Below are 15,046 nucleotides of genomic sequence, written 5' to 3' on the forward strand. Positions count from 1 at the left end.
GCGGACCAGGGTTCGGGTTCCGCCCCACCAAATTAATGCCTTGTCAGCCGGTCCGGGTGAATACGGCCACGCTCCGTCCCGGAACGGCGAAACTGCCCGATTCCGGATCGTACGAAGAGGACCTGACGGTGGAGTCCGCTCCCGTCCGCTGCACCGGGTGCAGGGCGTACGCCGTCCCGGCCAGGGAGGCGACCCGCTGCTCCTGCTTCTCGGGGGTCGCGTTGAACACCACGACGAGATCGCCGAGTTCCATGGTGATCACCCCGGGGGTCTCGTCCTTGCCGGACAGCGGGAAGGACAGCTTCGACTGCACCTGCCCGGCGGTGCCGAGCCCGAAGACGCTCTCGCTCGTACGGATCCTCAGCAGGTCCTGGTACGCGGCGGAGGCGCCGTCGATCTGTGCGCAGCCCACCTTGAGGCCGGCGGACGTCAACAGGGGCTTGGCGTAGGGCCACTTGGACTCGTTGTCGGTGGCCATCGGCAGCCCGCGCCCGAAGCCGTTGCCGTCCCGGCAGTCCCAGTGGATCGCGTTGAACCAGTCGCCGCTGTCGTACGAGTTGCGGTCGAGCGACTTGGAACGCAGCAGGTCGGTGCCCGCCTGGGACAGTGCCGGGCCCTGTGAGAGCGCGGCCGTGGCCATCGCGAGGACCTGCATCCGGGCCCGGTCGGCGGCCGACGTGCCCTTGGGCAGCTTGAACGCGAGCGCGTCGAACAGCGACTCGTTGTCGTGCGCGTCCACGTACGCGAGGGCGTCGCCGGGCGCGTCCGCGTATCCGGCGGGCGCCCCGTTGTAGTCGACCTCGGAGCCCTCGACCTCCTTGCCGCCGGTGTCGGTGAAGCGGTACCGCGCGAGGTTGCCGGACAGCCCCACCTTGATCAGGTCCTGGTAGTGCAGGAGGCGGGCCTTCTGCTCGGCCGACGTGCCGTTGCCGTCCGAGGAGTTGGGGTCGGTGTAGAGGCCGGACGCGAAGCCCTGAACGCCCGGGTCCTCGTCGAACGGACCGCCGCCGCGCACGGCGTCACGGGCCCGGTCGGAGAAGGTGGCAATGCCTGTTCCGGCCATGTTCTTCTGGGTGGCCTGGACGAAACGGGCGTCGTCCGCGATCTCGCCGAAGTTCCAGCCCTCGCCGTAGAGGATGATCTTCTTCCCGTCGACGCCGTCCTTGGCGGGGGTGAGTGCGTCGAGGGCCTTCCTGACCGCCAGGATGTTGGCCTTCGGGTGGTGGCCCATCAGGTCGAAGCGGAAGCCGTCGACCTTGTACTCCTTGGCCCAGGTGACGATCGAGTCGACCACCAGCTTGCCCATCATGGCGTTCTCGGGTGCCGTGTTGGCACAGCAGGTGGAGGTGGCGACGCTGCCGTCGGCGAGGAGCCGCTGGTAGTAGCCGGGGACCACCTTGTCGAGCACGCTCGTGTCCGCCTGGCCGCTCGCGGTGGTGTGGTTGTAGACCACGTCCATGACGACCCGCAGACCGTCCTCGTTCAGCGACTTGACCATCTTCCGGAACTCGACCGTACGGCCCGTCCCGTCGGGATCGGTGGCGTACGAACCCTCCGGCACCGTGTAGTGGTACGGGTCGTAGCCCCAGTTGTACGCGTCCTTCGCCGCCACCTTCGCCACGCACTCCTGCTGCTTCTCGGAGTCGGCGGCGTAGGAGGAGAGGTCGCAGTCGGTCGTCGCCTGGTCCGCCTTCTTCTCCGGGATGGTGGCGATGTCGAAGGCGGGCAGGAGATGGACGTACGAAGTCCCGGACTCCGCAAGCTTCTTGAGGTGCTTGGAGCCCGCACTGCCCTTGTCGGTGAAGGCGAGGTAGGTGCCCTTGTCCTTCGCCGGGACCGTCTCGTCGTCGACGGAGAAGTCCCGGATGTGCAGCTCCTGGATCTGCGCGTCCTTCAGCGGTACGGCCTTGGGCTTCCGCAGGCCCGACCAGCCGTTCGGGGCAAGGGACTTGGCGCCCAGGTCCACGACGAGGCTGCGCTCGGAGTTCGTGGTGAGGGCGACCGAGTAGGGGTCGGTGACCTTGTTGGTGACGACCTCGCGGACGCTGGGCGCCCACACCTTCACGACGTACCGATAGGCCTTGTTCTGCCAGGACTTGGGGCCGGACACGGACCAGACGCCGGTGGCGTTGTCCCGCTTCATGGGCACGGTCTTCGCTGACGCGCCCGTGTCCCCGATCTCCAGCTTCACGTCCTGCGCGGTGGGCGCCCACACGGAGAGCGTCGGCCGTCCCTTGTCGAACGTCGGACCGAGGTCCGCCTTCGTGGCGCCGCCGTACACGTCGTCGAGCACGCCCGCGATCTGTACGCCGGTGGCCGCCAACACGGCTCCGTTCGCGGCCCGTTGGGAGGCCACGAGCTGGCCGCGCAACGCCTCGCGTACCCGGTCGCGGTCACGTGGGTCGACGGACCATGCCTGGTAGTCCTTGAGGTGCGGGAACTTCGCCTTCTGGGCGTCGGTGAGCGTCGCCTTGTCGAGCCGCAGCCAACGCTCGTCGTCGCTGGCCAGTGCGCCGTCCTCGACCTTGATGGATCCGTCGCGCGAGTACAGCAACTGGGTCGACGCGGCGGCCTCGTTGCCGTTCCAGGCGACGGTGTTCCGGTCGATCCAGACCGCCTTGGAGGTGGTGAGGTCGAGCGCGGCGGCGCTGCCCGCGGGCTGCGGGAGGAGGTACTTCTCCTGGCCGCTCAACAGCCACACCTCATGGCCGTTCGCCGTGAGGTCGAGCGACTGGTCGGTGGGCAGGTCCTTCTCGTCGCCCTTGTGGATGATGTAACTGAGGCTGGTGGCACCCTCGGTGAGCGGCACCTCGAAGACAGCGCCATACGTGTCAGTCTTCACCGGCTCCAGGGGCTTCGACCAGTCCGTGGGGTCCGCGGCGCCGGTCCAGGTGTGCAGTCCCCAGCCGTCGTAGTTCCCGTCGGCGCGCTGGTAGTGCAGTACGGCCTTGGTCTTGTCCGGCGCCGGGTAGTCGGCGGCCGGCCGCTCGGTCCGTACGGCCTCCTTGCCCTGCTCGACCCAGATCTCGCCGGTCTTGGTGACGTCGATCGTGCGGTCGGCGGAGACGTCCTTGTTGCCGTCCTTGTCGATGACGAGGAAGTTGACGTTCGACGCGCCCGGCTTCAGCTTCACGTAGGCGAAGGCCCCGTAGGCGTCCCGGCCGATGAAGTCGTGCCCCTCCGGCCAGGTGGTCGCCTCGCCGTCGGCGAGGTCGCCCCAGGCGTACAGCCGCCAGTCGGTGTAGTCGCCGTCCTCGCGCTTGTAGTGGACGACCGCGTACTCGCGCGAGGAGGCGCTCGGGATCTCCTCGGCGGGCGGAGTGCCGGTGGTGGAGGCAGCCGTCGTGCTCGCCGTACGTCCGGCGGAGTCGATCACAACCGCCTTGTAGCGCAGGGCGGTTCCGGCCGGTACGTCCTTGCCGACGACCTGGGTGACCTTGTACGGGGCGTGGTCGGCGGAGCCGAGCCTCTTCCACTTGCCGGTGCCGATCTGGGCGGCGAAGACGACTCGGTTGAGCTGTCCGCCGTCGACATCGGCCGCCAGCTCGACGGTGCCGGTGGCGCCCTCGGCGGGGGCCTTCAGCGTGAGAGTCGGCTTGGTCGCGGGCGGGGCGAGCCTGCCCGCCGCCTTGAACACGACCGAGGAGCCGGCCGGGACGGTGACGGTGACCTTCTTGTCCGCGCCGCTCTTGAGGGACTCGCCCCCGTCGCCCGTACCGGTGCCGTCCGTCCCGTAGATCCCGCGGAACGTCATGCCCGCCGAACCGGTCGCGAAGGTCGCCTCCTTCGCCTTGTCGGCGTTGTTCACGGCGACGACGTACTCGATGCCGGTCTTCGGGTCCGTGCGGGAGAAGGCGTAGACGCCGGCGCCGTCGGCCGCGTACCGCTCGGTCTGAACGCCGTCCGCGAGAGCCGGGTTGGCCTTTCGGAGCTTCGCGAGAGCACTGATCTGCTTGTAGAGCGGTGCACTCGTGTCGTACGCGTCCTCGGCGTGCGTACGGTCCGTGCCCAGCTCGTCGTCGTCCAGGTAGTCGGCCGTCTTCGAGGCGAACATGGTCTGGCGGGCGTCCTTGTCGCCGCCCGCGCCGGTGAAGCCCTGCTCGTCGCCGTAGTAGACGACCGGGTTGCCACGGCCGAGGAACATCAGCTCGTTGGCGAGCCCGTCCTTCTTCACCAGCTCGGCGTCGGACGCGTTCGGGTTGTCCTGCTTGAGGAAGGTGCCGATACGGCCCATGTCGTGGTTACCGAGGAAGGTGACCTGCTCGTACGCGTTGGCCTTGTCGGTCGTGTACTTGTAGTCGTCCCCGAAGACCGAGGCGAGCCGCTTCGCGCTGCCGCCCTGGGAGGCGTACGCCCGTGCCGCGTCCTGGAAGGGGAAGTCCAGCGTGGAGTCCAGGCGGCCCTCGGTGACGTACGGCGAGGTGATCGACGTGTCGGCCGAGTACACCTCGCCGAACATGAAGAAGTCGTCACGCCCCTGCTGAGCGGCGTACTTGTCGAGGGCGGTGGCCCACTGGGTCCAGAACTCCGTGTTGACGTGCTTCACCGTGTCGATCCGGAAGCCGTCGATGTCGTAGTCCCTGACCCACCGCTGGTAGATCTTCTCCATACCGCTGACGACCTCGGGACGCTCGGTCCACAGATCGTCGAGGCCGCCGAAATCGCCGTACGTGGAGTTCTCGCCGGCGAAGGTCGAATCTCCGCGGTTGTGGTACATCGACGTGTCGTTGAGCCACGAGGGCACCTTGACGTTCTTCTTCTCGGCGGGCACGACGGGCGTACGCGGGAAGGAGCCGTTCCCGACGGACGGGAAGTCCCCGGCCCCGTCCGCGTCCGCGTAGTCGGCGTCGTCGAAGGGCTCGCCGTCCTTCGTCAGGTACGGGAAGGCGCCCTTGGAGAGGTACGAGTAGGACTTCTCCTTGTAGTCGACGACGTCGGCCGTGTGGTTGGTGATGACGTCGAAGAAGACCTTCATGCCCTTGTCGTGGGCCTTGTCGATCAGCCGCTCAAGGTCCGCGTTCGTGCCGAAGTGCGGGTCGACCTGTGTGAAGTCGGTGATCCAGTACCCGTGATAGCCGGCCGAGGCGTCCTTGCCGGTGCCCTGCACGGGCTGGTTCTTGAAGATCGGCGCCATCCAGATGGCGGTGGTGCCGAGGTCCTTGATGTAGTCGAGCTTCTTCGTCAGGCCCTTGAGGTCGCCGCCCTGGTAGAAGCCCTTGTCGGTGGGGTCGTACCCGGTTTCGAGGCGGGAGCCGGTGAGGCCACCCTTGTCGTTCGACGTGTCGCCGTTGGCGAAACGGTCCGGCAGGACGAAGTAGAACTGCTCACGGGTGAGGTCGTTGCGGGCGGGCGTCTTGGCCAGCGCCGCGTCCGACGGGGGTGCGGGCGGGGTCGCTGCGCGCGCGGCGAGGGGCTGGACGAGCGCTGCCGCGAGAGCGGCCACGGCAACGGCCGCGACTCCTCCGCGATGCGGGGTTCGTCCGGGCTGCGTGCTGCGGCGCGCCCAGGGCGTCGGCCATCTCGGTATCACAGGCGTGAACTCCTTGCGATTACGGCTCTTTTGGGTCCGACCCCACGCCGCGGCACGGCTACGTTGCCGGGCGCCGGCGTGACCGTATCGCTTACGTAAGCTTTGCAGCAAGAGTCCTGAAACCGATGGCAAGAACTTTCACATTCGGTCGGGACCGAGGGCCTGCTCACCACGAGATCGGTGAACAGGCCCCCTTCTGCCGCTCAGCAGCTCGACTTGCCCGAGTAGACCGCCAGCGCCGTGTTCGCGCCCAGCGTCGCCGTGAGCTGGCCCGAACTGTTCACCGTCACCGTCGTGTTGGCCTGGACGTTGCAGTACGTGCCTGCCGCGAGCGAGGTCTGGTAGGTGCGGGTCAGCGACGAGGACTCGTGGTTGATGGCCACGAAGCCCTTGCTGCCGCGGCCGAAGGCGATGGCGTCGCCCCCGTTGTCCCACCAGTTGGTGACGGACTCGCCCCGGGTGGTGTTGCGGAAGGCGACCATCGACTGGATCTCCGGCCAGGCGTGCTGGCACTTCCAGCCGTCCTGCCAACAGGCGTTGACCGTGCCGCCGTTGGGCGGGCCCGCGTCCGTGGAGGAGAACTCGTAGCCGGAGTTGATGTCGGGCGCGCCGTACGGGTAGGCCAGCATGAAGACGTTCGCCAGGGTGTAGTTGGCGTTGTCCTTGTAGCTGAGCGTGGAGCCGTTGCGCTCGGTGTCGTGGTTGTCGACGAAGACGCCCGAGACGCCGCTGCTCATGTAGCCCCAGCCCTCGCCGTAGTTCTTCAGGTAGGCGAGGTTCTCGTTGTTGAAGACCCGCTTGAGGTCGAACGCGTACCGGAACTCCTGGACGTCGCCCGTGCCGGTGTACTCGGTCGGCTGGACCGCCTCGCCGGCGCCGTAGATGGCCTCCTGCTTCCAGTACACGGACGAGTTGCTCAGCCTGCCCTTGATGTTGGCGAGGTCGGCGGCCGGGATGTGCTTGGCCGCGTCGATGCGGAAGCCGTCGACACCGAGGGAGAGCAGGTCGTTCATGTACCCGGCGATGGCCCCGCGGACGTAGTCCTCACCGGTGTCCAGGTCGGCGAGCCCCACGAGTTCGCAGTTCTGGACGTTGCCGCGGTCCTGGTAGTTGCTGATCTGCGAGGTGCAGTTGTCGAAGTCGGGCGAGGAGTACAGGCCCGGGTAGTCGTACTTCGTGTAGGACGAGCCGCCCGTACCGGTGCCGCTGCCCGCCGACATGTGGTTGATCACCGTGTCGGCGACGACCTTCACACCGGCCGAGTGACAGGTGCTGACCATGTTCTGGAAGGCCGTTCGGTCGCCGAGCCGGCCGGCGATCCTGTAGCTGACGGGCTGGTACGAGGTCCACCACTGCGAGCCCTGTATGTGCTCGGCGGGCGGCGAGACCTGGACGTATCCGTAACCGGCGGGGCCCAGACGGTTGGTGCACTCCTTGGCGACCGAGGCGAAGTTCCACTCGAAGAGGACGGCGGTGACGTCCTTGGTGCCGGGCGGGGAGGCGTACGCGCTGCCCGCGGTGCTCGCGGGGACGACGAACGCGGCGGCGGCGAGTGCGAGCGCACCGGACAGAGCTCTCTTGGCCATGTGGGGGTCCTTCTCCATTGAAGGGGTGGGCCGTTGAAGGTTCTTGCTGCAAGATTCAACGGCCGTGCGGTGCGCCAGATAGTAGAAGCCCGCCTCCCGAAGCGGAAGGCGGGCTTCTGAAAATTCCGGAAAGTTCTTGCAGAACCCCCGAGTTGATGAACGGTCAGTCAGCGATCCACCACACTGTGGTGTCGGCCGGCAGCTTCGCCTCGCCGTCGTCCGTCACGGTGACCTCGCCGCTCGCGAGCAGCACCCGCCCGTGCGCCGGGACGGTCGCCGCCTCGCCGCCGGTGTTGGTCGTGCAGACGAACGCCCCACGGCGGAAGGCGAGTACGCCCTCGGGCGCCTTCAACCACTCGACACGGTCGCCCGCGCCGAGGTCGGCCTGCTCGCTCCGGACGGCGAGCGCGGACCGGTACAGCTCCAGGGTCGAGCCCGCGACGCCGCTCTGCGCCTCGACGCTCAACTCGCCCCAGCCGGACGGCTGGGGCAGCCAGCTGCCACCGCTGCCGAAGCCGTACGACGAGCCGTCCCGGGTCCACGGGATCGGCACCCGGCACCCGTCGCGGAACCCGTCCTGGCCCGCGCCCCGGAAGTACGCCGGGTCCTGGCGCACCTCGTCCGGCAGGTCGACGACGTCCGGCAGGCCCAGCTCCTCGCCCTGGTACAGGTACGCGGACCCGGGCAGCGCCAGCATCAGCAGCGTGGCCGCCCGCGCCCGGCGCAGACCGAGCTCGCGGTCTCCGGCGGTACGGATCTGGGTGCCGAGCCCGGCCGGGTTGGCGAACCGGGTCGCGTGCCGGGTCACGTCGTGGTTGGACAGCACCCAGGTGGCGGGCGCGCCCACGGGCCGCATCGCGTCGAGGGTCCGGTCGACACAGGAGCGCAGCTCCGCGGCGTCCCAATGGGTGCTCAGGTACTGGAAGTTGAAGGCCTGGTGCAGCTCGTCGGGGCGCACGTAGTTGGCGGTGCGCTCGATCGTCGGCGTCCATGCCTCGGCCACGAAGATGCGGTCGCCGGCGTACTCGTCGAGGACGATCCGCCAGGCCCGGTAGACCTCGTGGACGCCGTCCTGGTCGAAGAACGGCATGACATCGTTGCCCAGCAACTTCACCTGGTCGTGGGACCCCAGGTCCGGCAGTCCGTCCGCCTTGACCAGCCCGTGGGCCACGTCGATACGGAATCCGTCGACGCCCATGTCGAGCCAGAACCGCAGGATCGAGCGGAACTCGTCGCCGACGGCCGGGTGGTCCCAGTTGAAGTCGGGCTGCTCGGGCGCGAAGAGGTGGAGATACCACTCGCCCGGGGTACCGTCCGGCTCGGTCACCCGCGTCCAGGCGGGCCCGCCGAAGATGGACTCCCAGTCGTTGGGCGGCAGTTCGCCGTTCACACCCTTGCCCGCGCGGAAGTGGTAGCGCTCCCGCAGCGGTGAGCCCGGCCCCTCCGCGAGGGCCCGCTTGAACCACTCGTGCTGGTCCGAGGAGTGGTTGGGCACGAGGTCGACGATGATCCGCAGGGCGAGATCGTGGGCGTCACGGATCAGCGCGTCGGCGTCGAGCAGGTTGCCGAACATGGGGTCCACGGCCCGGTAGTCCGCCACGTCGTAGCCGGCGTCGGCCTGCGGCGAGGCGTAGAAGGGGCTGAGCCACACGGCGTCCACGCCGAGGTCGCGCAGATACGGGAGTCGGGAACGTACGCCCTCCAGGTCGCCCATGCCGTCGCCGTTGCTGTCGGCGAAGCTGCGCGGATAGACCTGGTAGATCACCGCGTCGCGCCACCAGTCGCGACGGTCGGCGACAGTGGCGAGAGCGGAGGTCGGGGCCGGGTCGGCGGAGTGCTGGCTCATAACATCCTTGAGGCGTAACGGAGTTCGGGTCATGGAGTCGCCGTGGCGGCGCGTGTCTTCTTCGTTTGTGGGACTGCTGCTGTGTGACCACTGATGTGGGACTGCGTGAACTGCTGACGAGGCGGTCGCGGTGTCAGCGGGGTCGGATGGACACCGCGACCGCCACCCGCGCCCCCGTTCAGGGGCGCGGGACTCTATCGATCTGCGGCTTCCGCCGCGTGGGCGCGATCAGCCGGCGTCATCCCTTCGTACCGCCCGCGGTGAGCCCGGTCACCAGGTTCTTCTGCACAAGGTAGAAGAACGCGGAGACCGGAATCGCCACCAACACCGCGGTGGCCGCCATCAGGTTGCGCTGCGCGTCGTGCTCGCTGACGAAGCTCTGCAGACCGACGGCGAAGGTGTACTTCGTGTCGGACAGCATGAACGTCGAGGCGAAGGCGACCTCGCCGAACGCGGTGATGAAGCTGTAGAAGGCGGCGACGGCGAGACCCGGCTTGGCGAGCGGCAGGATCAGCCGGAAGAACGTGCCGAAGGGCGAGAGCCCGTCGACGCGCCCGGCCTCGTCGATCTCGAAGGGGATGGTGTCGAAGTACCCCTTGAGCAGCCAGGCGCAGTACGGCACGGCCGTCGAGCAGTAGACGAGGATCAGGCCCAAGTAGTTGTCGATGAGCTGGAGTTCCGAAAGGATCTCGTACATCGGGACCATCAGCACGGCGACCGGGAACATCTGGGTGACGAGCAGGACCCACATGAACTTCTTGTAGCCGGGGAAGCGCATGCGGGAGACCGCGTAACCCGTCGTGGCCGCGACCAGGACGCCGATGACGGTCGTGCCGAGCGACACGAGGAGCGTGCTCCACATCCAGTCGAAGAACGGCGTGTGCTGCAGCACGAACGAGTAGTTGTCGAACGTCATCTTGCCGAGGATGTCCCCGGGGTGCAGGTAGTCGTCCTTGTCCGGGCCGAGGGACAGATAGACGAGCCAGGCGATCGGGAAGAGCGCGATCAGGCTCGCGACGACGAGGATGCCGTGCGAGGTCAGGGAGCCGGCGAGGCTGCGCTCGCCGCGCCGCGGCCCCTTGCCCGCCGGGGCGGTGTCCGCGGGGTCCCGGTCCGCCGGAGCGGGGGACGTGACTGTGGTGGTGCTCATGGGGACTCCTGCCTCAGATCGCGAGCTGCTGCTCATTGCGGGCCAGCCAGCGGCGGTAGACGGAGGTGAAGACGATCAGGATGGAGAGCAGCAGCACGCCGTACGCGGCGGACTGCGCGTAGTCGCGCGGCTGCTGGCCGAAGCCCAGTTGGTAGGCCCAGGTCACGAGGATCTGCGCGTCCGGCGCGGTGTCGCCGAAGAGCAGGAAGATGATGGCGAACTGGTTGAACGTCCAGATGATGCCCAGCAGTACGACGGTGGAGCTGACCGACCGCAGCCCCGGCAGGGTCACGTGCCGGAAGCGCTGCCAGGCGTTGGCCCCGTCCATCTCGGCGGCCTCGTACAGGACGCCATCGATGGACTGCAGGCCGCCGAGCAGCGAGACCATCATGAACGGCACACCGCACCAGGTGTTGACCATGATCGCGGCGAACCGCTGCCAGAAGGTGTCCTCCAGCCACAGGGGCGACGGCAGGTGCACCGCGTCCAGCATGGAGTTGATGACGCCGCCGTCGGCGAGCATGAAGCGCCAGCCGAAGACGGTGACGAAGGTCGGCACCGCCCACGGCAGGACCAGGATGAGCCGGTAGAAGGTCCGGCCGCGCAGCTTCTGGTTGAGCAGCAGCGCGAGGCCGAGGCCGATGGCGTAGTGGAGCAGCACGCACAGGGCCGTCCACACGATCGTCCAGATGAAGTGCGACCAGAAGCGGTCGTACGCGGTGGGGCCCCACAGGATGTCGGCGTAGTTGTCCAGGCCGATGAACTTGTACGTCGCGTCGATGTGGTTGACGCCGATCGTGCGGGCCGAGTTGAGGCTCGTGGCGTCGGTGAACGTCAGGTAGATGCCCCGCGCCAGCGGATAGAGCACCAGTACACCGAGCACGACGACGACCGGGGCGATCATCGCGTACGCGTACCAGTACCGCTGGTACGAGTGCTTCATGCGCTGGAGCGGTCCGGGGCGCGGAGCCCGCTCACCGCGGCGCTTGCCGGTCGCGCGGTCGATGACGACTGTCATGATTCGACACCTTCTGGAAAATCAGGGGTTGGGCGCACGTTCTGGAGACACGGCCGATGGCCGCCGGATCCGTCCCCCCTGACCCCCGTCTCGCGGGGGCCCGGCGGATCCGACGGCCACACGGGTCACTTGCTGAAGTCGGGCACCAGCTTGGCGATCGCGGTCTCCGCGTTGCCCAGGCCCTTGTCCAGCGACTCCTTGCCACCGGCGATCTTGGGCAGTTCGGTGTCGAGGGGACCCCACAGCGAGCTGTACTCGGGCAGTGCCGGGCGCGGCTGGGCGGCGGAGAGCACGCCCTGGTAGCCGGCGATGCCCGGGTCGGCCTTGACCTCGGTGGTGTAGGCGTCGTCGCGCGTCGGCAGCGTGGAGTTCTTGAGGGCGATCGTCTCCTGGGACTTCGCCGAGGTCATGAACTTCACGAACTTGAGCGAGGCCTCCTGGTGGGCCTTGTCCGAGCCCGCGTACACGGAGAGGTTGTGGCCGCCGGTCGGGGCGCCCGCCTCGCCGCTGGAACCGGCCGGGACCTTGGCGATGCCGAGGTTTTCCTTGTCCTTGAAGGCCGAGCCCTTGTAGAAGTTCGTGATCTCCCACGGGCCCTGGACGATCGCGGCGACCTTGCCGTTGACGAACGCGTCCTGGATGTGGGCGTACGCGTCCGCGGTGGTGTCGGCCTTGTGCAGGCCGCTGCCGCTGAAGAGGCCCTGCCAGGTCTTGTAGGCCTTCTTGGCCTCGGGCGAGGCGACGGTGATCTTCTTGGCGTCGGCGTCGACCGTGTCGGTGCCCTCGCCGTAGAGGAACGACTGCGCGTAGTAGGCCTGGGTGGAGCCCCAGTAGCCGTCGACGCCCGTCTTCTTCTTGATGGTGCCGGCGTCGGTCTTGAGGTCGGCCCAGGTGGTGGGCGCCCCGTCGAGGCCGGCCTTCTCGAAGAGCGCCTTGTTGTAGACCAGCGCGAGGGTGTCGGTGACCAGCGGCACACCGTACGTCTTGCCGTCGTACTTGGCCTGCTCGATCAGGCTGGGCTGGAACTTGCCCTGGTCCGCGAGGGCCTCGGTGCCGTCGAGCGGCAGGAAGAAGCCCTTCTTGGCGAACGCGGGGGTCCAGCCGACCTCGGAACGCAGGATGTCCGGGGCGCCCTTGGAACCGGCGGCGGTGTCGAACTTGTTCTGCGCCTGGTCGAACGGCACGTTGACGTACTTGACCTTGATGCCCGGGTTGGCCTTCTCGAATTCCTTCGCGAGGGCCTTGTAGACCGGTGCCTCGTTGGTGGCGTTGGACGTGTCCCACCACGTGATGGTGACCGGGCCGTCCGCCTTGCCACTGTCGTCGCTGTCGCCGCCGCAGGCCGTCGCCGCGAGGGCGAGGGACGCCACCAGTGCGGTGGCCGCTATGCCACGCCGCATGAGTTCTCCTTGAGGGTGAAAGCCCGTGTGCTTGAGGGATCGGCCCCGTCCGCCGTCCCTGCCGACTCTCCGACCGCACCGTTGCCGCCGCCGGGCGACGTGAACGTAACAGCGATGTAAGCGCCGCGAAAGACCTTGCAGCAAAAAAGTGCAAGAACGACGGACAGTTACCCGGGCGTGACCTCTTCTCGACCGTCCTGAGCCTTGATTCATGGGCATTCACCGGGAACGGGACCACTGTGCAAGACTCTGCAAGCTCTTGCCATACCCGTCGGTCACGGGGATCATCGCCCCGGCGGCGCCTTGCAGGAACCACCCGTCCCGCAGGCGCACACACGGTGTACGCGACGGACACAGCCCGGAATGCCGACCGAAGTGCCGACCAGAATCACGAGGGAACGCGATGACGCAGCAGCCCCGAGCGGGCCGATCAAGTGCCCGCACCCGTCGTTCGTTTGGTGGGCAGGGCGAGACCCGGCCGGTACAGTCCAGTCCTGTGACCACACGGCTTGCCGACATCGCAGCCCAGGCGGGGGTGAGCGAAGCGACCGTCAGCCGCGTCCTGAACGGGAAGCCGGGCGTCGCCGCCACCACCCGCCAGTCCGTTCTCGCCGCGCTCGACGTGCTGGGCTACGAGCGGCCCGTACGGCTGCGGCAGCGCAGCGAGGGGCTCGTCGGGCTGATAACCCCGGAGCTGGAGAACCCGATATTCCCGGCCCTGGCCCAGGTCATCGGCCAGGCGCTGACGCGGCAGGGCTACACGCCGGTCCTCGCGACCCAGACTCCGGGCGGCTCCACCGAGGACGAGCTGACCGAGATGCTGGTCGACCGGGGCGTCGCCGGCATCATCTTCGTCTCCGGACTGCACGCGGACACCTCCGCGGACATGCAGCGCTACGAGCAGCTGCGCGGCCAGGGTGTGCCGTTCGTCCTCGTCGACGGTTTCTCGCCAAAGGTGCAGGCGCCCTTCATCTCGCCGGACGACCGGGCTGCGATGGCGCTCGCGGTCACCCACCTCGTCTCGCTGGGTCACACCAACATCGGTCTGGCGCTCGGCCCGAAGCGGTTCGTGCCGGTCCAGCGGAAGATCGAGGGTTTCGTCCGCACGATGCAGGACCTGCTGGGGCTGGCCGCGGCCGACATCGAGGAGCGCCTGGTCCAGCACTCGCTGTACACGCTGGAGGGCGGCCAGGCGGCCACCGCGGCGCTCATCGACCGTGACTGCACGGCCATCGTCTGCGCGAGCGACATGATGGCGCTCGGTGCCATACGGGCCGCACGGCAGCGCGGTCTCGACGTCCCCAAGGACATCTCCGTCGTCGGTTTCGACGACTCCCCGCTGATCGCGTTCACGGACCCGCCCCTCACCACGGTCCGCAAGCCGGTCCCGGCCATGGGCCAGGCCGCGGTACGTACGTTGCTGGAGGAGATCGGCGGGACACCGGCGCCCCACAGTGAGTTCGTGTTCATGCCGGAACTGGTGGTGCGGGGTTCCACCGCTTCGGCTCCTGGGGACCGAAATCGTACGTAAGCAGTAGTGCCCCACATACTCCGGGTGTAGAACGTGCGGGCAGGACCCACCCGAGGGATGATCGGTGGGGAAGGGCTTATCTGGCAGACTCTGTCTCTATGGGTGAGAGCACCGTGACGACACTGGAAGGCCAGGAGCAGGCCGCACACCAGCCCGTCGCGGACGAGGCGAACAGCCGCGCGGGGCAAGGTTTCCTGCGCCGCCTGCGTACGCCTCGCCGCCCCCGGCTGTGGTTCGAGATCCTGCTGATCGCGGTGAGTTACTGGACGTACTCACTGATCCGCAACGCGGTCCCCGAGCAGCGGGCGAAGGCGCTGGAGAACGCCGACTGGATCTGGAAGGTCGAGCACCACCTCGGCATCGCCGTGGAGGAGTCCGTCAACCACGGCGTGAACTCGGTGACTTGGCTGATCGTCGGGATGAACTACTACTACGCGACGCTGCACTTCGTGGTGACGCTGGGCGTCCTGGTGTGGCTCTACCGCAGCCATCCGGGCCGTTACGCGGCGACGCGCATGGTCCTCTTCGCCACCACCGGTGTGGCCCTGGTCGGCTACTACCTGTATCCGCTGGCGCCGCCCCGTCTGATGAACGGCAGCGACTTCATCGACACGGTCGTCGTCCACCAGACCTGGGGCTCCATGGCCTCCGGCGACCTGAAGAACATGTCGAACCAGTACGCCGCGATGCCGTCCATGCACATCGGCTGGTCCCTCTGGTGCGGCCTCACGATCTTCGCCCTGGCCTCGGTCCCCTGGGTCCGCGTCCTCGGCCTGCTCTACCCCACGCTGACCCTGGTGGTCATCGTCGCAACGGCCAACCACTTCTGGCTCGACGCGGTGGGCGGCATGATCTGCCTGGCCTTCGGCTACACGGTGGCAAGGCTCTGGTACGGATCGATGCCGTACGCCTTGCCGCAACTGGTCCCGGAGACACCGCCGAGGCGCCGCTTGCTGCCGACGAAGGCTTAGCCCCCACCGGCCGT

Annotated in this window: 8 protein-coding genes; 2 read left to right on the forward strand and 6 right to left on the reverse strand. The window is 67.9% G+C overall.

Annotation, left to right across the window (positions count from 1 at the left end; translation table 11 throughout):
* Positions 1-43: 43 nt before the first annotated feature.
* From pulA to AOK17_RS05430, 6 genes are all read right to left on the reverse strand, one after another.
* Positions 44-5,530, reverse strand: coding sequence for a pullulanase-type alpha-1,6-glucosidase (gene pulA / locus AOK17_RS05405; RefSeq protein WP_055611143.1), 5,487 nt, complete (start codon positions 5,528-5,530; stop codon positions 44-46).
* Between the two features lie 203 nt (positions 5,531-5,733).
* A complete protein-coding gene (locus AOK17_RS05410) occupies positions 5,734-7,116 on the reverse strand; it encodes an alpha-amylase (protein WP_055611173.1) in 1,383 nt (460 codons plus the stop codon).
* A 163-nt stretch (positions 7,117-7,279) separates the two neighbouring features.
* Positions 7,280-8,962 (reverse strand): glycoside hydrolase family 13 protein, encoded by a 1,683-nt coding sequence (locus tag AOK17_RS05415; protein WP_055611144.1) that lies wholly within the window; start codon positions 8,960-8,962, stop codon positions 7,280-7,282.
* Between the two features lie 238 nt (positions 8,963-9,200).
* Complete coding sequence (locus tag AOK17_RS05420) at positions 9,201-10,112, reverse strand: sugar ABC transporter permease (RefSeq protein ID WP_055611145.1); 912 nt, start codon at positions 10,110-10,112, stop codon at positions 9,201-9,203.
* Between the two features lie 13 nt (positions 10,113-10,125).
* Positions 10,126-11,130 carry a carbohydrate ABC transporter permease gene (locus AOK17_RS05425; RefSeq protein ID WP_055611146.1) on the reverse strand — a complete coding sequence of 335 codons (1,005 nt, stop codon included), beginning with the start codon at positions 11,128-11,130 and terminating at the stop codon, positions 10,126-10,128.
* A 125-nt stretch (positions 11,131-11,255) separates the two neighbouring features.
* Positions 11,256-12,530 (reverse strand): extracellular solute-binding protein, encoded by a 1,275-nt coding sequence (locus tag AOK17_RS05430; RefSeq protein ID WP_055611147.1) that lies wholly within the window; start codon positions 12,528-12,530, stop codon positions 11,256-11,258.
* Between the two features lie 496 nt (positions 12,531-13,026).
* On the opposite strand from AOK17_RS05430, the gene AOK17_RS05435 reads away from it, so the two are divergent.
* Positions 13,027-14,061: a LacI family DNA-binding transcriptional regulator gene (locus AOK17_RS05435; RefSeq protein ID WP_055611148.1), complete on the forward strand. Its 1,035-nt coding sequence runs from the start codon at positions 13,027-13,029 to the stop codon at positions 14,059-14,061.
* A 98-nt stretch (positions 14,062-14,159) separates the two neighbouring features.
* On the forward strand, positions 14,160-15,032 hold the full coding sequence (locus tag AOK17_RS05440; RefSeq protein ID WP_055611149.1) for a phosphatase PAP2 family protein: 873 nt from the start codon (positions 14,160-14,162) through the stop codon (positions 15,030-15,032).
* The last annotated feature ends 14 nt before the right edge of the window (positions 15,033-15,046 follow it).

Source organism: Streptomyces phaeochromogenes (genome assembly GCF_001418655.1).
GTDB classification, from domain to species: Bacteria; Actinomycetota; Actinomycetes; order Streptomycetales; family Streptomycetaceae; genus Streptomyces; species Streptomyces phaeochromogenes.

What these genes read in the sequence shown, in the direction of transcription:
- AOK17_RS05425 (WP_055611146.1), bottom strand. Translation starts at nt 11,130, where the DNA reads ATGACAGTCGTCATCGACCGCGCGACCGGCAAGCGCCGCGGTGAGCGG.
- AOK17_RS05430 (WP_055611147.1), bottom strand. Translation starts at nt 12,530, where the DNA reads ATGCGGCGTGGCATAGCGGCCACCGCACTGGTGGCGTCCCTCGCCCTC.
- AOK17_RS05415 (WP_055611144.1), bottom strand. Translation starts at nt 8,962, where the DNA reads ATGAGCCAGCACTCCGCCGACCCGGCCCCGACCTCCGCTCTCGCCACT.
- AOK17_RS05440 (WP_055611149.1), top strand. Translation starts at nt 14,160, where the DNA reads ATGGGTGAGAGCACCGTGACGACACTGGAAGGCCAGGAGCAGGCCGCA.
- AOK17_RS05420 (WP_055611145.1), bottom strand. Translation starts at nt 10,112, where the DNA reads ATGAGCACCACCACAGTCACGTCCCCCGCTCCGGCGGACCGGGACCCC.
- AOK17_RS05410 (WP_055611173.1), bottom strand. Translation starts at nt 7,116, where the DNA reads ATGGCCAAGAGAGCTCTGTCCGGTGCGCTCGCACTCGCCGCCGCCGCG.